Raw genomic sequence first — 20,964 nt, forward strand, 5'->3', positions numbered from 1 at the left:
CACATGAGAATGTGTCTTTTTTGTTTTCTGTAACTCTTCTATTATTTACTCGCCGATTGGCAGGATCAGGCTGAAACAACTTCCCTGCTCTGGTTTACTGATAACATCAATTTGCGCATTAATTCTCTCGGCCAAAATCTTCACAATGTAAAGACCTAATCCCGACGACGATTCTTCGTTAGTAGGCCTGGCGCTGAGTTTGCTAAACTTCTTAAAAAGTTTAGGCATTTCTTTCTCTTGTATGCCTTTGCCTTTATCTTTAAAATGAATTGTAATTTCAGTATTACTCTTTTCCAATTGAATGATTACAGTTTCACCCATTGGCGAATATTTAATGGCATTCGATAGCAGGTTATCCACAATTCTATTCAGTTCGTTTAATCCAGTTATGAGCATCAACTCTTTTTCATTGCTATCGATATTTAGCTTTATATTTTTCTTGCTGGCAAGGGTGTTAAAATTGTTCTTTTTCTTTTCAATAAAGCTGATTAAATCAAGTCTGTCTTTACTCAATTCACTGGTGTCATTTTCAAGTCTATTCATTTCCAGAACATCACTAATAAGATTTCTGGCCGATTTAACTTGTTGTTCCAATAAAGAGAAATACTCTTCCTGCTCTTCATTTAATTCTCCGGCACTTTCTACCAAATCTACAACACTTTCCATTCCGCCAAGCGGATTTTTCAGGTCGTGCGCCATAATCCCCAACAAACTGTCTTTTTCTTCGGCCAAATCTTCAAGTTGTTCGTTCTTTTTCCTTAAAACTTTGTTTTTGTCTTTAATCTCCCGATTAATTTGTGTGAGCGCTATATTCTGATCGTATATTTTTAACTGGTAACGCTTTACTTGTTGATGGATAATGTAATAAGCCATAATGGATAAAACCAGGGCAAAGCCGAGTCCTACCCAAAACAAAGGCATCGATTTACTTTTGGCCTGTTCTTTTATTAATTTTGCATTTTGATGCACCAGCAGTTTGTATCCGGTAAATTGATGTTTCATCCCCACAATGATATCTGAGTAATCAATCTCCTCGTACTCGTAATATCCATTAAAAGGACTCTGTTTGTAAAACTCGTGGAAGTCTAATTTTCTACTTCTGTCAGAGGTGCTAAAACTTGCCGCAGTCAGACTAATTTTTCGGTCGCCTTTAAAGCCGGGAGCGGCCAAAAGGTTCCCAGTTGAATCTACCATGCACAGGTAACCATCATTGGGTAATTTCATTACATCACAGGTTTCCTGAACCGTTCGGATGAAGAGCGCAGGATTACTCGCATTGACTCCTGCTTTTTCCAACATCCCAAATATCGATTCGCCGATTGTAAGATTATCTTCAAGGGCTTGCTTTTTTAAATTGTTGTAAACAATTTTTTCTACCCAAACCGAATAGAAGAAGAAACCTACCAATAGAAGTGAAAAGACACTAAATGAAACAAGAATCTGAAAGCGATTTTTCATTGGGTGATATTTTAAATAGTCATTCTAAGAGTACGAGTCTTAGCTGAAAAAGTTAAGTTGATGTACTCTGCGATTTATCCATACTAGAAAAAATAAAAAGAGACGTATTTTTGTACGCCTCTTTATATCTGATGATGTTGTTAAGCCTCTTCTGTTTCGGGCTCATAATTGTATTTCTTATAATTAAAGTATGCCAAAATACTAAGTGCAAATAGTATTGCTACCGTGTAATATACCCATGTTGGTATTGGAACAGGATCCCCTTTGGCATAAGAATGTAATCCGGCAAGGTAATAGTTCACTCCAAAATAGGTCATCAAAATGGCACTGTACGACCATATCGAAGCAATATTAAAGGCGTAAATCGATTTTAAACCAGGAATAAAACGCATGTGTAAAACAAAGCTGTACACCAAAATGCTAACTAAAGCCCAGGTTTCTTTTGGATCCCAACCCCAATAACGTCCCCACGATTCGTTTGCCCAAATACCACCCAGGAAAGTTCCGATGGTTAAAAAATACAAACCAATGGTCATGGTCATTTCACTAATTCTGCTCAAATCCAGAATGTTTTCGGCAATAACGGCTTTGTTTTTCTGATCCTGCAGAATATACAAACTTAGGTTAATTAATCCCAAAATGGCGCCCAGTGCTAAGAATGCATAGCTCGATGTAATAATGGCAACATGAATGGTTAGCCAATAAGATTTCAATACCGGAACCAGGTTGGTTACTTCAGGATTCATCCAGCTTAGGTGAGCTACAAATAAAAACATACCTGCCAGTACAGCCGTTGCAGCCAGTGCAAGTTTCGATTTTTTCGCAAACATAAATCCTGCCAACAAGCATCCCCATGCAATAAATGTCATGGTTTCGAATCCATTACTCCATGGTGCGCGACCGGCTATGTACCAACGTGCTGCTAATCCACCTGTATGCAGAAGAAATCCAATTCCTAAAATGATCATTGCACCGCCAACAACCCATTTAATTGGAAATTTAGGGCGTAAAATGTGCGTAACAAGAAAAATCAGCAAGAAGAATCCAATAAGTAGGTAATAAGGGAACAATCGCTTAAAAATATTGATGTTGTTGTACAAAATCTCCACTTTTTGCTTGGCCTCCGAAGGCATTACTTCACTTCCGAATTTCTTCTGATATGTTTTTATTCCTTCAATATAGGTCTCTGCCATTTTACTATCGCCAGCATTCAAAGCCTGGCTCAGCATCACTACCGATTTTTTAATGAATAAAGAATCATCTTTAGCCGCATTTACTTCTGATGTTGGATTATACCAGGCTCCCATTTTATCATTTGGGTTTGGAAAAATCTTTAAAAACTCCCCGGTAAACACCATATAGGTAATGTTGATTCTTTCATCAACAGCCATAATTTCCTTATCGTATTTTGAGCGATGAGCTGGTTTTTTTGAGTAGGCATCCTGAACCTTTTTGCTCAGTTTGTACTGGCCCATTTCATTCACAAAATCCCTAAATGAAGCATACTTTCCGCTAATTCCGATTTCTTTTGCCAGATCAGAATTGCCAACCTTAATCATATCAACAGTTTGCCATTGCTGGGGATTACTCACCATACTCAGGAAAATCTGCTCGGCAGGATAACCTTTAAATTTACCCTTCTTGGTTACCTTTCTCACCACTTCACTTGCCAAAGTATTAATAGGCTCAAATCGTCCTCCATTATCCTGAATCATGATTTCGCCAAAACTTCTGGCTTGTTCCAATGGTACAACTTTTAATTCCTGTGCATTTGCACCTAAAGAACTACCAGCCATCACAAAGGCCAGGATAGCCAAAGTTTTTACTTTTCGTGATTGACGTCCTAATATTTTGAATCTGCTGTATGGATTAATCAACGACCAAGCCATTCCTAAAATCAGTAAGAAATATCCAAAATAGGTAATGGTCATGCCCACTCGATCATGATTCACAGAAAGAACAGTTCCCAACTCATCGGTATCATACGATGCCTGGAAGAACCTGTATCCTTCATGGTTTAATATGTTGTTCATGTAAATTCGGTAATCTTTTTCAATTCCTTTTGATTCATCGATAAGAGTAACTTCGCTTGCAAAAGAGGACGGACTGTTAGAGCCAGGATATCTTTCCAATTGGAAATCGTTCAGTTTTAAAGAAAATGGAAGTTCAATAATTTTAGATCCATAGGCAATAGAAACATTTACGTCTCCAACACTGCTAATCTCAGGTTGACCCAGGTAATCTTTTTTCCCTTTTACAATTAGCTCTTTCTTCTGATTTCCATTTTTTACATCAAAAACCAAAAGGGTAGGAGCATTTTTATCCTGTCCTTGTACATACTTGAATTTTGCCGCGGGATAGAAATTTTTAATCACCAGCTTGGTACCACCTACATCATATAATTTGCGCGGAGAAACCAGGTGCCACTGTTTTGCCTCCATCGGAATCGCATCGCCACCCATCATGCTCAGCTCTTGCATTGGCATCGGGCTCATCATGCGCAAGCTATCGGTATATTCTAATACAATTGCATTGGGATGCGGATTACTTCCAAAGGCCAAGAGGTTGTTTTCAACCATCTGATGTGAGTTGTATTCCAGCGTGAAATTTTTCATGCCAGCCATTCCTCCGCTGCCTACCGCTACCATTTCAATTACAGGAGCACCATTCATATCCTGAACAAGGCTAGTTTGAGCATTAGGGATAAAAGTCTTTAATTTAATATCCACTTCACTTCCTTCAATCGAAACACGCTCTTCAAAATCATCGGCCTTTACAGTCGAAAGGCTAATCTTTTCACTTACTCCGGATATTTTACCATTCTTTTCAAGCTTCACATCAATAAATGATTCCATTGTGGTAATCTTATTGGTTGCTTGTCCTTCACGAATGTGCATATTTCCTTCGTAGCCAACGTAACGGGTAAAACCAGCCCCAACAATAATTACAATAAAAGAAGCATGGAACAGGAAGATGGACCACTTTTCTCTTTTGTACAGTTTGTATCTGAAAATATTGGCAATCAAATTCATAGTGAGCAGCAGTAGTAAAATTTCGAACCAGCGGGCATCATAAACCAGAGCACGAGCTGCCGGGGTGCCAAAGTCATTTTCGATAAATGTTGCTGTACCAATTGAAAATGCAAACAGAATAATGAGTACTCCCATCATTTGCATAGAGAATAGAAAATTCAAAAGTTTCTTCATCTGATTCATTATATTTTAACAAGTACGCGAGTACTTGAAGTTAGGTGTAGAATGTTAGTTGGTATAAATTGGAGTTCAAGATACGCTTTTCTTTATAAATTCAAAATCGATGCATCTCGGTTCAGATACGGAAAATTCATTGTTTTATGTCAAAAGAAAAATGTAACTTATTGCATGTTAGATGAAATCGAGGGGAGTGCTAAGTATTTGTGAAATTCAGAAGTTGGATTTGCGCTTAAAAAATTAAAAATGAAGAGTTCAAACCGTATTCTTATTAAGATTAAAAACAAATTGCATTTTCGACATATTTTATTTCATCGATATGAATTGATTGAAAACCAAGTATAGAAACAGATAAAAAGGTATTAAAATTTAAATATAATAAATTTAAATAATCCCTTAATCTTGAAATAATTCAATAATTCGGTTAGTATTGTAACGTTATCACTTAATTATAGAATTGAAAAACAGATTTTTAATTTAAAATCTAACCAAACTATGAAAAAACTATTTCGCCTTTTTTTAGTCCTGTTTTTAGGACTAGTGCCATCTGTACTTATGGCTCAGCTAACATTTACCGGAGAAATTAGACCTAGAACAGAGTATCGTCATGGTTTAAAAACACTGTTTAATTCTTCAGATGATGCTGCATTCGCAACATCTCAACGTACTCGTTTAAACCTAGGATATGCCGATGAAAAGTTCCGCGTAGGATTATCAGTTCAGGATGTTCGTACATGGGGTGATGTAAAGCAATTGAATCTTTCTGATAAGAATCAGTTAATGCTTCATGAAGCATGGGGAGAGATTATCTTCAACGAAAACTTCACATTAAAAGTAGGTCGCCAGGAATTGGTATACGATGATTCAAGAATTTTAGGTAATGTGGGTTGGGCGCAACAAGCAAGAAGCCACGACCTGGCATTGTTAAAATTCAAGACAGATGAAAAAGGTAAATTCCATGTAGGTTTTGCAGTAAATAACGACGCTGAATTCTTATCAAGACAATTGTATACAACTAACTATAAGAGTATGCAATTTGCATGGTATAACAGAAAATCAGAAAAATTTGATTTCAGTTTGTTATTCATGAATGTTGGACAGGAAAGAGATGCTGACCCTACCGATGCTGTTGATCGTGATACAAGATACAGCCAGACTTTTGGTACGCACATGAACTATCGTCCTGGTAAAATATCTTTCACTGGTTCATTATATGCACAGTCGGGTAAAGATGCTTCAAACACTGATTTGAGCGCTTACATGTTTAACTTAGGTATGAAATTCCCTGTTGCTGCAAACTGGAAAGGTAATATTGGTATTGAAATGCTTTCGGGAACCGACGATACAGAATTGGAAGATAACAACTCATTTACTCCTTTATTTGGTACAAACCACAAGTTTAATGGTCATATGGATTATTTCTACGTTGGAAACCATGTTGGTAATGTTGGTTTGACAGATATTTATGGTGGATTGAACCACTCTAAAGGACAATGGTCTTTTGCAACAGCAATCCACTTGTTCTCAACAGCTGCTGATCTTTATTTAGGTCCTGAAAAACAAGATAAATACTTAGGTACTGAGGTTGATTTATCAGTAGGATACAAATACTCAAAGAATGTTTTGATTAAAGCTGGTTACTCGCACATGTTTGCTACCGATTCTATGGAAGCATTAAAAGGTGGTGACAAGGACGAAACTCAGAACTGGGGTTGGGTAATGCTTGTATTCAAACCAAACTTCTTGAAAAAATAAGGCAAACTCCATACATCAAAACTTTTGCTAATGGTAAGACTATTAAAATTTTTAACACCACCTCCAAAATGGAAGCTTCCGGTTTATGTGACGCTTGGGATATTCTTCGGATTAGGGTGCTATGTGCTTTACTTATCTAAAGCTGCATCTTATTTGTCCGATGCTCCTGAGACCTGTGTGAACTGCCATGTGATGGCTCCACAGTACGCTACATGGAATCACAGCTCGCATCGCGAAGTTGCCACGTGTAACGATTGCCACGTTCCACACAATAACGTCTTTAACAAGTACTTTTTTAAAGCTAAAGACGGTTTACGCCACGCAAGTATGTTTGCGTTAAGAATGGAACCAGAGGTAATTTTTATACTCGATGAGGGTAAGGAAGTAGTTCATAACAACTGCATCCGATGTCACAGTCAGCAGCTGACTGATCCGAAACTGGCAACTAAAGTGCCAAATCACGCTCACAATACTCAGGATAGAGTATGTTGGGAATGCCACCGCGAGGTTCCACACGGAAGAGTGAACAGTTTATCAAGCGTTCCAAACGCCAGAGTTCCACTTCCAGAAAGTCCGGTACCAGACTGGTTAAAAGAATACATGAAAGAATCAGAATTAGAAAACGAATAAAACTTAAACTAAATATACTATGAAACCAATACAAGAATCTGTAGGCAAAAAACCAATGTTGGGATGGTTCATCTTCCTGGTTACTTTGGTGGTTGTATTCCTACTTGGATTGTTAGCTTCATCTATTATGGAAAGAAGGGCAGAATCTGTTTATGCCTATACACCACAAGTGGAGCACGAACAGTGGGAACCAAGAAATGAAGTTTGGGGTGAAAATTTCCCAAGAGAATTTGAATCGTACTATAACACTGCTGACACTACTTTCCGTAGTAAGTATAACGGTGGTGCTATGATTGATATGTTAGAGGTTGATCCTCGACTAGTTGTACTTTGGGCTGGATACGGTTTTGCGAAAGATTACAACCAGGGACGTGGTCATTATTATGCAGTTGAAGATTTGAGAAACACATTACGTACAGGTGGTCCGGTGGATGATAAAACGGGTCCTATGCCATCTACTTGTTGGACATGTAAATCTCCTGACGTACCTCGTTTGATGAACGAAATTGGTGTTGCTGAATACTATGCAGGAAAATGGTCGTCAAAAGGACATGAAGTTGTAAATCCTATTGGATGTGCTGACTGTCATGATTCAGAAACAATGAATCTTAAAATTACTCGTCCTTACTTAATCGAAGCTTTCGAAAGAATGGGTAAAGATATCAATGATGCAACTCATCAGGAAATGCGTTCTTTGGTTTGTGCTCAGTGTCACGTAGAGTACTACTTTAACAAGAATCGTGTAAAAGGATCTGCATTTGTTCAGCTGCCTTGGGATAAAGGTATGGGTGTTGAAGAAATGGAAGAGTACTATGATGAAATGGAATTCAAAGATTGGACTCATGCTTTAAGTAAGGCTCCAATGTTGAAAGCTCAGCATCCAGGTTACGAAGTATACCTGAAAGGGATTCACGCCGATCGCGGAGTATCTTGTGCAGACTGTCACATGCCATACAAATCAGAAGGTGGACAGAAATTCACAGATCACCATATTCAATCTCCTTTGAACAATGTAGCAAACTCATGTCAGGTTTGTCACCGTGAGGAGACAGATAAGTTGATCGAGAATGTGTACACTCGTCAGGATCAGATTATTCACAATCGCGACAAGCTGGAAGAATTGTTGGTACGTGCTCACGTAGAAGCTAAGAAAGCTTGGGATTTAGGTGCTAAGGAAGAAGAAATGAAGCCAGTATTGAAGATGATCCGTCACGCACAATGGCGTTGGGATTATGCAGCTGCTTCTCATGGTGGTTCATTCCATGCTCCAACTGAAACTGGTCGTATTATTACCACTGGTGTAGAGCGTGTACAGGAAGCTCGTATCGCTTTGGTGAAGATCTTCCACAAGTATGGTTTCACAGGCGAAGTTCCTTATCCAGATATTACTACAAAAGCTAAGGCTCAGAAATTTATTGGTTTACCAATGGATAAATTGAATAAAGAGAAAGAAACATTCAAGAAGAACTTAGTTCCAGAGTGGGATAAGAAAGCAAAAGAACGCGAAGCAACTTACCAAGTAAAAGTGCAATAATTTGCAGTTCAAATATCAGGTTCATATGCCGTCCAGTTTTGGGCGGCATATTTTTTAAGTTTCAAAAATTGTTACGATCTTAAGATTCTTGTTAATAACCTGAGTTCGATTAAAAATATTGTCACAGTTTGTTCTGGTTTTGAGTAGAAATTTTCTCAAATACTCGAAGTAATATCGGGATATTTCGAGTATTTGAGGAAATTTATGCCAAAAGCAGGTAAATTCTTTTAAAAACCATCTTCATCCAATCTTTACATTAAAAAATCTTCAAAATACCCCGGTATTCTTTTTGATTTTTTAATGCAAATCCCGAATAAATATGATTTTCTGTGAACGATATTTTTAATCGGACTCAGGTTAATAAATTAAGATATGAGTAAACCCACTAAACCATTATGGCAAACCCCATGGGGATATGCCGAGAGTTTTTTAATAGCATTTGGATTGATAATTATTGGATTTCTTCTTGAATTTACAATACAAAGCTCTACAGGTACATCCATTCGTTATCCAATGAATCTGATTTTAGGAGCTGTATTCCTGGCGCTCTTATTGGGTTTTTACCGATTGATTCGAAAATCAAGTCTGTTCCTGTTTTTATCAGGAATACCCGCTTCAATCGGTGCAATAAGTGTTCTTACACTTTTGGTTATTATAATGGGACTTACTCCGCAAGTGCCAATGCAAGAAGAAAATCTGATCACAAAACTGAGTTTAAATCAGTTGACTACTTCCTGGCCTTTCCTATTCATTAACTTTTACTTGCTAATCGTATTGGCATTGGTCATCATTCGAAAAAGTATTCCATTTAAAATGAAGAACTGGGGCTTTGTTTGCAGTCATTTAGGTTTATGGATTACCATATTTGCCGCAGGTTTAGGTTCTGGCGATCTGATGCGCCTGAAAATGGATTTACATGAGAATAAAACGGAGTGGAAAGCTTACGATGACAAAGGGAATTACTACGAATTGCCACTTGCCATTAAACTGAATGACTTCATGATCGACGAATTTAATCCGAAGTTGGCAGTTGTTGAAAACGAAACAGGAAAACTGTATGAACCAAGCAAACCATCTATGATCATGATTGAAAACGATTTGACTACTCAATTGCATGATTGGTCGGTTACAGTAGATGAGTTTTTACCTGTATCGGGAAGAGCAGGAGATAAATACCATCCATTACATGATTTTGGTGCTGCTCCTGCTGCCAGAGTGAGCGTTAGCACAAGTACCTCAGAAACTCTAACGGGTTGGATTTCTTGCGGTAGTTTCAATCGACCACATGAATCGCTTAAACTAAACGAAAACTATTCCTTGTTGATGACAGTGCCGGAACCAAAGAAGTTTTCTTCTAAGGTTACCATATTTACTCCTGATGGAAAAAAGGAAGAACAGGTTCTTGAAGTGAACAAACCACAAAGTGTAAATGGGTGGAAAATTTATCAATTAAGTTATGATGAGAAAATGGGGAAATATTCCACTTTAAGTGTGGTTGAAGTCGTAAAAGATCCTTGGCAAATTTATGTGTATATCGGCATTTTCATGATGATGATTGGATCCATTTACATGTTTTGGAGAGGTAATAAAGTAACAATTAACAACGAGCAGTAAAAAAGAAGATATGATTTGGAACTATTTTTTAATGGCGGCAGGTGTGAGTTCTGCAAGTTGGATATTATCTGCATTGATACCCAAAAAAGAGATACTTAGAAATGCACTGGTACTTACGGGAATTCTGAGTATGGCCATTTACATTGGCTTTCTATGGACCAGTTTGGAACGGCCTCCTTTACGAACTCTAGGTGAAACCAGGTTATGGTATTCTTTTTTTATTTCTATTATTGGCTTGATTACCTATTTTAGATGGAGATATTTATGGATGTTGTACTACTGTTTGTTCATGTCCTTGCTATTCTTGTTCATAAACTATTTGCATCCCGAAAATTTTTCGAAAACATTAATGCCTGCTTTGCAAAGTCCATGGTTTGTACCACATGTGGTGGTTTATATCATTTCATATGCATTTTTGGCGGCTTCAACTCTTGTAGCCATTTATGGTTTGTACCAAATTAAACGCGATAAATTCGAGGAAAAATATATGCTTGTCGCCGATAACCTGGTTTACCTTGGCTTTGCTTTCCTTACATTTGGCTTGCTGTTTGGAGCTTTATGGGCGAAAGAAGCCTGGGGGCATTACTGGACCTGGGACCCAAAAGAAACCTGGGCTTTTATTACCTGGATGGGATATTTGGTTTACATTCACCGCAGGTATCAGAAACCTAAAAAATATGTATCAGCTTTATGGATATTGGCACTTGCCTTTGTAATTCTTCTGGTTTGTTGGTTTGGTGTTAATTATATGCCTTCAGCACAATTTAGTGTTCATACCTATAGCATGCAGCCTTAAAGCAAACTAAATTCTATAATATAAAAACGCCGATTCATATGAATCGGCGTTTTTTATACTTGTAGCTTAAAGCTTTTAATTATCCTTCAATTTTGTGAAGTACCATTTTCTTTGCAGTTTCGATAGCTTGTTGCAATCCTTTTGGATCTTTACCACCTGCCGAAGCGAAGAATGGTTGTCCACCACCACCACCTTTAATTTCTTTGGCAGCTTCGCGAACAATATTTCCTGCGTGTAAATCGTATTCTTTCACCAGGTTATCAGAGAACATGATTGTTAAGTTTGCTTTTCCACCCAAATCAGCTCCTGCGATAAATACAAGGTTTTCAACCTCACCTTTTAATTGGAAGGCAATATCTTTTAATTCTCCTGCATTTTGAACCATTACCGTATCAGCAATAATTCCTACATTGTTTGTAATAGAAATGTTGGCCTTTAAATCATTCTTGGTAACCTTTAACTGATCTGCCATGAAGGCATCCAGATCTTTTTTCATATCAGAATTTTGAGAAATCAAGTCTTCAATATTCTTAATCAGATTTTGATTAGACTTAAAAATTTTCTCGATATCACGCAAAGTATTTAATTTATCGTTGATGTATTGCTCAGCTTTGTCGGCAGTAATTGCTTCGATACGACGAACACCAGCAGAAATAGCACCTTCTGATGTAATTTTGAATAATCCGATTTGACCCGTTGCATCCACATGAGTACCTCCACACAGCTCAACCGAGTCTTCGAATTTTACAACACGTACCAAATCGCCGTATTTCTCACCAAACAATGCCATTGCTCCCATATTAACCGCTTCGGTCATTGGAATGTTATTGTGAATATCAACAGCAATATTTTCTCTGATCTTCTTATTGACAATTGCCTCTACCTTTGCAATTTCCTCTTCACTTACTTTTTGGAAGTGCGAGAAGTCGAAACGCAAGTGATCAGGATTTACCAATGAACCTTTCTGCTCAACATGATCGCCTAATACTTCGCGTAAAGCGTGGTGCATAAGGTGAGTAGCAGTATGATTGTTGGCTGTAAGTGTTCTTTTACTTCCACTTACTACAGCTTTAAATGTTGCTGTTGGATCGTTTGGTAACTCTTTGGCAAAATGAACAATTAAGCCATGCTCTTTTTTGGTATCGATGATAGAAATTTTCTGACCATTGGCTTCGATATAACCGGTATCGCCAACCTGTCCACCACTTTCTCCATAGAAAGGAGTGATATTGAATACCATCTGATAAGAATCTTTTCCTTTGCTCGAAATTTTTCGATAGCGAGTAATTCTAACATCAGTGCTTAGGTAATTGTAACCAATAAATTCTTCAACATCGTCTTTTAAAAGCTCAACCCAATCGCCAGTATCAACCGAAGTTGCCGAACGAGATCTGTTTTTCTGAGCTTCCATTTCCTTGTTGAATTCCTGGCGATTTACTACCAAATCTTGTTCTTTAAGAATCAGTTCTGTTAAATCCAATGGGAATCCGTAGGTATCATATAACTCAAAAGCCAATTTACCCGACACTACTTTGTAGTCATCAGCCTTTGTTTTCTCAATAATCTGATCCAATAAGCGAATACCATTCGCAAGTGTTCTAAGGAATGAATTTTCTTCTTCCTTCACCACTTTTTCAATCAAAGTTTGCTGCTTAACCAACTCTGGGAAATGCTGTCCCATTACTTCAATTAAAACAGGAATCAAACGATACATGAATGGATCTTTGAAGCCTAAGAATGTATAGCCATAACGAACTGCTCTACGAAGAATACGACGAATTACATATCCTGCTTTGTTGTTCGATGGTAATTGTCCATCGGTAATTGCAAAAGCAATGGTTCTGATATGATCGGAAATTACACGAAGAGCAATATCAATTTCTTCATCCTTGCCATATTCCTTACCACTCATTTTGGCAATAGACTGAATAATTGGCTGGAATACATCGGTATCGTAATTTGAAATTTTGCCTTGCATTGCCATACACAAACGCTCAAATCCCATGCCTGTATCAACATGCTGGTGAGGAAGCGCTTCCAACGAACCATCAGCCTTACGGTTGAATTGCATAAATACAAGATTCCAGATTTCGATAACCTGCGGGTGATCCATATTTACAAGATCTCTACCCGAAGTAATTTTTCTTTCTTCGTCGCTTCTTAAGTCGATGTGAATCTCGGAACAAGGACCACATGGACCCTGATCACCCATTTCCCAGAAATTATCCTTCTTGTTTCCATTGATGATATGATCTTCAGGAAGGTATTTCATCCAATATCCAGCTGCTTCATCATCGCGTTCTAATTTGTCTTCGGCACTGCCTTCAAAAACAGAGGCATACATTCTATCAACAGGAAGTTTGTACACTTCAGTTAAAAGCTCCCATGCCCAGTCTATGGCCTCTTTTTTAAAGTAATCGCCAAACGACCAGTTACCCAACATTTCGAACATGGTGTGGTGGTAGGTATCGTGTCCTACTTCCTCAAGGTCGTTATGTTTCCCCGATACGCGCAAACATTTTTGCGAGTTTGCGATACGATTGTATTTAACTGGTGAGTTACCAAGAAAAATATCCTTAAACTGATTCATACCAGCATTGGTAAACATCAGAGTTGGATCATCTTTTATTACCATCGGCGCCGATGAAACGATTTTATGTTGCTTTGAATTAAAAAAATCCAAAAATGCTTGTCTGATTTCGCTAGAATTCATGAGTCTATTATGTTTTAAATAGATGAGATTTCGATACTTAGCTTGCAAAGTTAGATTAATTCCTTAATTTTGTTGACTTAAATGAGGAAAATTTTACTCCTCTTCTGCAAAATTAATCTAAAAGTATTACATGGCGAAAACCAAGTATCAGTTTAATCCTGAGTCGGTTAGCTACGAAAAGGTAGAAATTAACTTTAAGACACGTTTTGTCAATGTTCTTAAGCACATGGCTTCCAGTTCTGTACTGGCAATTGTGATGGTAGTAGGATTGTTTTATTTCTTTGGTTCCCCTAAAGAAAGATCCTTGGAGCGAGAGAACCAAAGGCTAATAAATCAATACACTTTGCTGAATACAAAATTACAACAAATACAGACTGTATTGGGTGATTTAGAGCAGAGAGACGATAATATCTACCGAGTGATTTTCGAAGCAGAACCCATTCATTCGAACATTAGAAAAGCCGGATTTGGCGGTGTTAACAGATATAAGCATTTAGAAAGTATGGATAATGCCGATTTGGTCATTTCAACCACTAAAAAGTTGGACCAGTTGGCAAAATCCGTTTACGTTCAAACCAAATCTTACGACGATGTGGAAGATATGGTGAACAACAAATTCAAAATGCTTGCTGCAATACCGGCTATTATGCCTGTTGCAATTAAAGATTTTGGACGAATTTCGGCTGGTTATGGTTGGAGAATCCATCCCATTTACAAAACACGTAAATTCCACGATGGAATGGATTTTACGGGAAAAATTGGAACTCCTATTTATGCTACCGGCGATGGTGTGGTTAAGGTTGTGAAAAAGGAGAGAGGTTACGGTAAAAAAATTGTAATCGATCATGGATATGGATACACTACCATTTATGCTCACCTTGATAGCTACAGAGTAAGAAGAGGGCAAAAAGTAAAAAGGGGTGAAATTATTGGAGAATTAGGAAATACTGGGATATCTACGGGACCACATTTGCATTACGAAGTGCGTAAAGGTCGTAAAACATTAAATCCAATTAACTATTATTTTAATGACCTTTCGGCTGACGAATACGACCAAATGGTTGCTTATGCTGAGAACACCGGTCAAGCAATGGATTAGTTCTATCGTAAAAAACCAGGAGAACATAAAAAGTGGCACGGAAAAATTTATTCCGTGCCATTTTATTTATTACTTTTAGTTAATAATTTATTCCCAAATATTTAGCATCGCCCTTCTTTTTAAAAAAGGGTATGAATAAAAATTAATCGACGTGCCTTATAAAGAAAAGAAAATAGAGAAGCTTTATTATTCAATTGGCGAAGTAGCCGATATGTTTAAGGTAAATACCTCTTTAATTCGATACTGGGAAAAAGAGTTCGATATTATTAAGCCAAAGAAAAATAAGAAAGGAAATCGATTTTTCACACAGGCTGATATTGAGAATTTTCATTTGATTTTTCACCTGGTTAAAGAAAGAGGAATGACTCTGAAAGGTGCAAAACAAAAACTTAAGGAAAACAAGGAAGACACGGAAAATAATTTTACCGTTGTTTCGCGCCTGCAAGAGATCAAGGATCTGTTGCTGGAAATCAAAGATGAATTATAATCATTAAAACTTATTAGAATTGAAAGTACGGGATATTATTTCGTCGATAGAAGAAGTTGCGCCATTATCTTACCAGGAATCCTATGATAATGCAGGTTTGATTGTAGGAGATTACAAACAGGAGGTACATGGCATATTAATCTGTCTTGATGTTATAGAAAGTGTAGTTGAAGAGGCGATAACAAAAGGAGCAAATTTGATTATTGCTCACCATCCGATTGTTTTTAAAGGTTTAAAAAGGTTTAACGGATCAAACTATGTGGAGCGAACCGTAATGATGGCCATTAAAAATAACATTGCCATTTATGCAGCACACACAAATATAGATTCGGTTCGTGGTGGAGTGAGCGAAAAAATTTGCGATCTAATTGGACTGAAAAATAAGAAAGTATTATCTCCGCTTGATGAAGATTTAAAGAAGCTGGTTACTTTTGTACCGTCTGCTGATGCAGAAAAAGTGAGAGAATCCATTTTTAAAGCCGGAGCTGGAAGTATTGGCAATTACGATGCGTGTAGTTTCAATTCGGAAGGAACAGGAAGCTTTAGAGGAGGAGAGGATACTAATCCGCATGTGGGAGAAAAAGGGAAACTACATTTCGAAAAAGAGGAACGTATAGAAACGATTTTTCCAAAACATTTGAAAGGAAAAGTGATTGGCGCCTTATTAGATGCTCATCCATACGAGGAGGTGGCATATGATATTTATTCGCTCGACAATACGAATCCACAGGTTGGATTAGGTATGGTAGGAGAGTTGGAAAAGGAAGAAAATGCCATTGAATTTTTAAAGAGAATAAAAGATATCTTCGGTTGTGGCTGCATCAGGCATACAAATATCACAAAAGATAAGATTAGAAAAGTTGCTGTTTGTGGAGGAAGTGGAAGTTTCCTGCTGCGAAAGGCAATTGCTTCAAAAGCTGATATTTTTGTTACCGGAGACTTTAAATATCACGAGTTTTTTGATGCCGAAGACAAATTAATAATTGCCGATATCGGACATTATGAAAGTGAACAATTTACTCGAGATATTTTTTATGAGATAGTTACAAAAAAATTACCTAACTTTGCGGTTCATATTTCTGAGATAAATTCGAATCCAATAAATTATTTGTAAAACATATGACGACACAAGATCCAAAAGCTTCAGATTTAAAGGATATTTCAGTTGAAGAAAAATTACGTACCCTGTACGAAATGCAGTCTGTTGATTCTGAAGTAGACCAGATTAGAACGCTAAGAGGAGAGCTTCCTTTGGAAGTGCAGGACTTGGAAGATGAGATTGCCGGACTTGATACCAGAATCGAAAATCTAAATACAGAGGTTAAAGAACTTGTTGATACAATTGCGAAGAAGAAGCAAGAGATTAAAGAAGCTGGTTTGTTAATTAAAAAGTACGAAGCTCAGCAAATGAATGTTCGCAATAACCGTGAGTTCGACTCTATTTCTAAAGAAATCGAATTCCAGAACCTTGAAATTGAATTGTGCGAGAAGCGCATCAAGGAATTTACTGCTGAGATGGGCAATAAGAAAGCTTTAATCGAAAATTCGGAAGCTGTTTTTGCTGAGAAGAAAGCTGACTTGGAGTCTAAAAAAGGTGAGTTGGATGCGATTGTTTCCGAAACTCAAAAGGAAGAAGAAAAGTTGATTGAAAAGTCGGAAACCTTCAAAACCAAGATTGAAGAAAGACTTTTAACAGCTTATTCAAGAATTCGTTCGAATGCAAGAAACGGATTAGCAGTTGTAACTGTTGAACGTGATGCTTGTGGAGGTTGTTTTAACAAGATTCCACCACAGCGCCAGATGGATATTCGTTCGCGTAAAAAAATTATCGTATGTGAGTATTGCGGCCGTATTTTGGTTGACCGTTATATTTGTGATTACGACCATAGTCTTGAGGAAGCAGATAAAGCTGCAGCTGCTGCAAAACCAAAAAGAAGAACTCGTAAAAAAGAATAGTACGATTTTAAAAAATACAGAAACGGTTATCTTTAAGGTAACCGTTTTTTTTATTCCATATCAAGCTATGAAAATTGAAAACTTGAATGAATTGCTTCGTTTGAAACAAGAAAATGAATCCTTCTATATTTATTTTTCGGCTCCAGGCTGCGGAGTTTGTGAGGTTTTAAGACCAAAACTGGGGGAGATGTTTCAGAATAAATTTCCCAAATTAAAGGGCTTTCATATTGATACTGCCTTGCAGCCCGAAATTGCAGCTCAAGAGGGTTTATTCACCAATCCATCCTTACTTGTTTTTATCGACGGACAGGAAGTTTTAAGAAGAAGTCGAGCCATAGGGCTAGATGAGGTATACGATGCTTTAAATCGTTATTATGAGATGTATTTTTAAAAAATAAAACAGCCGGCTTAATGAAAATTGCCGGCTTATTTGTTACAACATTTTTTAATATGTACCTGTGTTAAGCATCACCAGGGGACAAGCCTCTTCGGTTTCTATGCCCAGGGCATTTGCTTTTTTGTAAAATTCAGGGTTTTCGGTTCCCGGAGGAAATAAAATTCTTTCGGGTTTCAAACCTACAATGTATTCATGATACGATTCTAGGTTTTTTGGCGATAAATAAATGGCAATGGTTTGCAACTTCGATTCGCATGGTCGGCCAGTTTGAATTTCCACATCGGCAATTGTACCAGCTTTATTTCCCAAAGCAATGGTTTCGATATTGTGTTTTCTCAACAATTTTACACATTTATTAGAGTATCGGTCTTCTTTCGTGCTTGCACCGATTACAAGAGTTTTACCTGTATTTTGCATGTCTATTTATTTAGATATCTACATGTAATAAATATAATAAAATAGATGATACATTCGTAGAAAGAGGGCAGAAAAAAGCCTTTCACAAAATGCAAAAGGCCTCTCTAAAATTAAAATTAAAAATCATCTTTGGCATTGCCAAATAGTTTGAAATTGTAGGTTACCGTAAAAATGGGCTTTCCGAAAATAGACATTTTGTAACCATTTACTTTATCTTCTTCTGTTCTGAAAAAGATATTATAGGCATTTTGTCGGCCAAGAGCATTATAAATTGCAAATGTCCATGAACTATGATTCAGTTTCTTCTTGATTAAGCTTCCATTGATGGTGGCGGCAAAATCCAAACGGATATAATCGGGCATGCGCATCGAATTTCTATCGGAGTAGTATACTTTATCAGTACCTTCTAAATGATAGTAAGCTACAGGAGCGGTAAAAGGTCTACCGGTGCTGTAAGAGAAATTTGTTGATACATTCACCCTTCTGCTAAATTTATAATTGGCAACAAATTTAAAGTCGTGTGGTTTGTCGTAATTTGCTGGAAAATATGAACCACCATTTACTCTTTCTTCTTCAAATTCGCTTTCTATTTTGTGCAATATTTTAGAATAGGTGTAGTTGAACCAACCAGTCAACTTTCCTTTTTTCTTCTGGAGCATAAACTCAATGCCATAAGCTTTACCAACTCCGTTCAAAACATCGGTTTCAAGATGTTCATTCATGAGCAATTGTGCACCATCCTTATAGTCTATAATGTTATTGATTTTTTTATAGTATGTTTCCAAGGATGCTTCTAAACTTTTCGATTTTATTTGCCTGTAAAATCCAACGGAGTATTGATGACTGTACTGAGGCTTTAGGTATTTATCGCTTAGTTTCCAAATATCTGTTGGGGTCATTGCAATTGTATTGGAAATCATATGAATGTATTGGCTCATTCCATTGTAGCTTATTTTTAGTGAGTTATAGCTGCCTAACCTGATGTTTGAAGAGATCCTAAATTCAGGTTTAGAGTAAGTTGTAATGAAACCATTTTTTTGCTGGTAGGTACCTATCTGAGACTCGATGGTTCTGGCCTGACCTTCGGCATAATTGTATTGCGTTTTTGGACCAAGATTTCCATATAAGGAATATCGAAGACCAACTGATAATGACATGAAATGTGAGATGTCAAATTCATCACTAAGATATGCTGCCAATTCTAGAGCTTGTTCACTTTCAAGTTTCTTATTGCGAATTAGCGACTCAGAATTGCTGGGCTTTTGGTTTCCAGGCGAAAGGTCATAGTAGATTGCATGAAGACCAAACTCTATTTTGTGGTTAAGATCTGATAAGTATGAAAAATCCGCATTAAAAAGATATTGATTCAAATTATAATCAACACTATAATGTTGACTGGTTTCCTGTCTTGAGAACAAGGTGTAATCATATTTGCTGATAGCAGATGAAAAGGTAGAAAACAGTTTAGAATTGTATTGATGTTTCCATTTAAGTGTAGAGGCCAAGGTTTTGTATTTAAACTCATCTTGTAAATGATAGTCAAACTCATCATTACTTACATAAGCAGATAAATATAAGCTGTTTTTATCATCTAAATCCCATGAGAAATTGCCTTGCAAATCATAAAAGTTGGCGCTACTTTTTCTCAAATCTTTATCATCTAACAGTTTTAATACCCAGTCTGAATAGGTTGTTCGACCAGCAAGAATAAATGAACTTTTTTCTTTTTTTAAAGGGCCTTCCAGGGTCACTCTTCCAAATACCGGACTAACTCCGCCATTTAGTTTGAACTTTTTTCTGTTTCCATCCTTAAGATCCAGATTCATTACCGAAGATACTCTTCCCCCATATTTGGCAGGAACACCACTTTTGTATAAGGTAATATCTTTGATGATATCAGAATTGAAACCCGAGAAGAAACCAAAAAAGTGAGATGTATTATTAATAGGAGCTTTATTTAGCAACACTAAATTCTGATCCGTATTCCCTCCTCTTACATTAAAACCGCTCGAAGCTTCCCCAACACTCTGAACACCAGGCAAAAGTAAGGCGCTTTTAATAATGTCAGTTTCCCCCATTCCCAAAGGAAGTTGTTTTAATGCTTTTACAGTGATCTTATTTGTCCCCATTCTGAGATTTCTTACAGGATCTTCACTTTTAGCTGTAATCACTACTTCTTTTAATGGAGTAGGTTTGCTATGCATTTCAACATTAAGTTTGCCATCGGAATGAATAATAATATTGCGATAAGTTGTTTTCATACCAACTGAGCTGTATTCAACCTTGTACTTTCCAACAGGAATGGAGATAGAGTATTCTCCATATTGATTGGTTGTGCTTCCTTTTTTTAATTCTTGGATGTAAATGACAGTTCCGATTTGAGATTCGCCGCTTTCAAAATCTGTTATTTTACCTCCAAATGTTGCTTTTTGCCTTCTTCGGTTCCGAGAGAAATCGCCAATCTTAAACAATTTGTATTCTTCACTGATATTTTTGTCGGCTTCAACTATTGAAACAGGTGATTTATATTGAACCGTATCCAACGTACTGATCTTGTTTTTTAAAATGAAACTTGCATATAGATCGGAGTAATTGGTTTTGACTTTGTAGTTTTTGGTAAAGATCACTTTTGTACTATCCAGAATTTGATAATGTAATTCAGATTCTTTACCCAACCAATCAATAATCTTTACAATTTTTTCGTTCTCAAAATTGGCATTAAAATAGAGGGAATCAACCCACTCGTTTGCATAATTGAACTTGAATGATGAGGAATCTTCTAATTTTTGAATGAACTCATTAAAGCTTATAGAGTCCTGTTTTATGCTTATAGACTGCCCATAAATTGAGCAGTGAATGCATATAAAGATCAAGGTGATGAGTGATTTACGCATAGTAA

General features: G+C 37.0%; 15 protein-coding genes. 10 read left to right on the plus strand and 5 right to left on the minus strand.

The genetic code is table 11. The features are described from left to right. Positions 1-45: 45 nt before the first annotated feature. Both ELS83_RS10560 and ELS83_RS10565 read right to left on the minus strand, forming a co-directional pair. Complete coding sequence (locus ELS83_RS10560) at positions 46-1,458, minus strand: sensor histidine kinase (RefSeq protein WP_171595540.1); 1,413 nt, start codon at positions 1,456-1,458, stop codon at positions 46-48. A 140-nt stretch (positions 1,459-1,598) separates the two neighbouring features. Beyond that, entirely contained in the window at positions 1,599-4,664 is a 3,066-nt protein-coding gene (locus tag ELS83_RS10565; protein WP_171595541.1) for a cytochrome c biogenesis protein, read from the minus strand. A gap of 498 nt (positions 4,665-5,162) precedes the next feature. Here ELS83_RS10565 and ELS83_RS10570 point away from each other — a divergent pair, with 498 nt between their 5' ends. From ELS83_RS10570 to ccsA, 5 genes are all read left to right on the plus strand, one after another. Next, positions 5,163-6,422 (plus strand): alginate export family protein, encoded by a 1,260-nt coding sequence (locus tag ELS83_RS10570; protein WP_171595542.1) that lies wholly within the window; start codon positions 5,163-5,165, stop codon positions 6,420-6,422. Positions 6,423-6,452: 30 nt separating this feature from the next. Then, positions 6,453-7,052, plus strand: coding sequence for a cytochrome c nitrite reductase small subunit (gene nrfH, locus ELS83_RS10575; RefSeq protein WP_171595543.1), 600 nt, complete (start codon positions 6,453-6,455; stop codon positions 7,050-7,052). Between the two features lie 19 nt (positions 7,053-7,071). Continuing rightward, the gene (gene nrfA, locus ELS83_RS10580) at positions 7,072-8,586 is read left to right on the plus strand and encodes an ammonia-forming cytochrome c nitrite reductase (protein WP_171595544.1); all 1,515 of its coding nucleotides are present in this window, start codon (positions 7,072-7,074) and stop codon (positions 8,584-8,586) included. A gap of 372 nt (positions 8,587-8,958) precedes the next feature. Then, on the plus strand, positions 8,959-10,200 hold the full coding sequence (locus ELS83_RS10585; protein ID WP_171595545.1) for a cytochrome c biogenesis ResB family protein: 1,242 nt from the start codon (positions 8,959-8,961) through the stop codon (positions 10,198-10,200). 10 nt (positions 10,201-10,210) lie between these two features. After that, the gene (gene ccsA / locus ELS83_RS10590; RefSeq protein WP_216616488.1) at positions 10,211-10,996 is read left to right on the plus strand and encodes a cytochrome c biogenesis protein CcsA; all 786 of its coding nucleotides are present in this window, start codon (positions 10,211-10,213) and stop codon (positions 10,994-10,996) included. Between the two features lie 79 nt (positions 10,997-11,075). Here the strand turns inward: ccsA and alaS are convergent, their stop codons facing one another. Next, complete coding sequence (alaS, locus tag ELS83_RS10595; RefSeq protein WP_171595546.1) at positions 11,076-13,709, minus strand: alanine--tRNA ligase; 2,634 nt, start codon at positions 13,707-13,709, stop codon at positions 11,076-11,078. A 130-nt stretch (positions 13,710-13,839) separates the two neighbouring features. Between alaS and ELS83_RS10600 the strand changes: the two genes are divergently transcribed. The 5 genes from ELS83_RS10600 to ELS83_RS10620 all read left to right on the plus strand — a co-directional run bounded on the left by ELS83_RS10600 (position 13,840) and on the right by ELS83_RS10620 (position 17,642). Beyond that, positions 13,840-14,808 carry a M23 family metallopeptidase gene (locus ELS83_RS10600; RefSeq protein ID WP_171595547.1) on the plus strand — a complete coding sequence of 323 codons (969 nt, stop codon included), beginning with the start codon at positions 13,840-13,842 and terminating at the stop codon, positions 14,806-14,808. A gap of 151 nt (positions 14,809-14,959) precedes the next feature. After that, positions 14,960-15,295 carry a MerR family transcriptional regulator gene (locus ELS83_RS10605; RefSeq protein ID WP_171595548.1) on the plus strand — a complete coding sequence of 112 codons (336 nt, stop codon included), beginning with the start codon at positions 14,960-14,962 and terminating at the stop codon, positions 15,293-15,295. Between the two features lie 19 nt (positions 15,296-15,314). After that, positions 15,315-16,409, plus strand: coding sequence for a Nif3-like dinuclear metal center hexameric protein (locus tag ELS83_RS10610; protein ID WP_171595549.1), 1,095 nt, complete (start codon positions 15,315-15,317; stop codon positions 16,407-16,409). Between the two features lie 5 nt (positions 16,410-16,414). Next, positions 16,415-17,251, plus strand: a complete 837-nt coding sequence (locus ELS83_RS10615; RefSeq protein ID WP_171595550.1) for a zinc ribbon domain-containing protein — start codon at positions 16,415-16,417, stop codon at positions 17,249-17,251. Between the two features lie 67 nt (positions 17,252-17,318). After that, a complete protein-coding gene (locus ELS83_RS10620; RefSeq protein ID WP_171595551.1) occupies positions 17,319-17,642 on the plus strand; it encodes a thioredoxin family protein in 324 nt (107 codons plus the stop codon). Between the two features lie 54 nt (positions 17,643-17,696). Here ELS83_RS10620 and ELS83_RS10625 read toward each other — a convergent pair whose 3' ends face one another. Beyond that, complete coding sequence (locus tag ELS83_RS10625) at positions 17,697-18,065, minus strand: CoA-binding protein (RefSeq protein ID WP_171595552.1); 369 nt, start codon at positions 18,063-18,065, stop codon at positions 17,697-17,699. 116 nt (positions 18,066-18,181) lie between these two features. Next, positions 18,182-20,959, minus strand: a complete 2,778-nt coding sequence (locus tag ELS83_RS10630; RefSeq protein ID WP_171595553.1) for a TonB-dependent receptor — start codon at positions 20,957-20,959, stop codon at positions 18,182-18,184. Between the last annotated feature and the right edge of the window lie 5 nt (positions 20,960-20,964).

Origin of the sequence: Marinifilum caeruleilacunae (genome assembly GCF_013141825.1) — a bacterium.
GTDB lineage: Bacteria > Bacteroidota > Bacteroidia > Bacteroidales > Marinifilaceae > Marinifilum > Marinifilum caeruleilacunae.

What these genes read in the sequence shown, in the direction of transcription:
- ELS83_RS10570 (WP_171595542.1), top strand. Translation starts at nt 5,163, where the DNA reads ATGAAAAAACTATTTCGCCTTTTTTTAGTCCTGTTTTTAGGACTAGTG.
- ELS83_RS10565 (WP_171595541.1), bottom strand. Translation starts at nt 4,664, where the DNA reads ATGAAGAAACTTTTGAATTTTCTATTCTCTATGCAAATGATGGGAGTA.
- nrfA (WP_171595544.1), top strand. Translation starts at nt 7,072, where the DNA reads ATGAAACCAATACAAGAATCTGTAGGCAAAAAACCAATGTTGGGATGG.
- ELS83_RS10630 (WP_171595553.1), bottom strand. Translation starts at nt 20,959, where the DNA reads ATGCGTAAATCACTCATCACCTTGATCTTTATATGCATTCACTGCTCA.
- ELS83_RS10560 (WP_171595540.1), bottom strand. Translation starts at nt 1,458, where the DNA reads ATGAAAAATCGCTTTCAGATTCTTGTTTCATTTAGTGTCTTTTCACTT.
- ELS83_RS10620 (WP_171595551.1), top strand. Translation starts at nt 17,319, where the DNA reads ATGAAAATTGAAAACTTGAATGAATTGCTTCGTTTGAAACAAGAAAAT.
- ELS83_RS10585 (WP_171595545.1), top strand. Translation starts at nt 8,959, where the DNA reads ATGAGTAAACCCACTAAACCATTATGGCAAACCCCATGGGGATATGCC.
- nrfH (WP_171595543.1), top strand. Translation starts at nt 6,453, where the DNA reads ATGGTAAGACTATTAAAATTTTTAACACCACCTCCAAAATGGAAGCTT.
- ELS83_RS10600 (WP_171595547.1), top strand. Translation starts at nt 13,840, where the DNA reads ATGGCGAAAACCAAGTATCAGTTTAATCCTGAGTCGGTTAGCTACGAA.
- ccsA (WP_216616488.1), top strand. Translation starts at nt 10,211, where the DNA reads ATGATTTGGAACTATTTTTTAATGGCGGCAGGTGTGAGTTCTGCAAGT.
- alaS (WP_171595546.1), bottom strand. Translation starts at nt 13,709, where the DNA reads ATGAATTCTAGCGAAATCAGACAAGCATTTTTGGATTTTTTTAATTCA.
- ELS83_RS10615 (WP_171595550.1), top strand. Translation starts at nt 16,415, where the DNA reads ATGACGACACAAGATCCAAAAGCTTCAGATTTAAAGGATATTTCAGTT.
- ELS83_RS10625 (WP_171595552.1), bottom strand. Translation starts at nt 18,065, where the DNA reads ATGCAAAATACAGGTAAAACTCTTGTAATCGGTGCAAGCACGAAAGAA.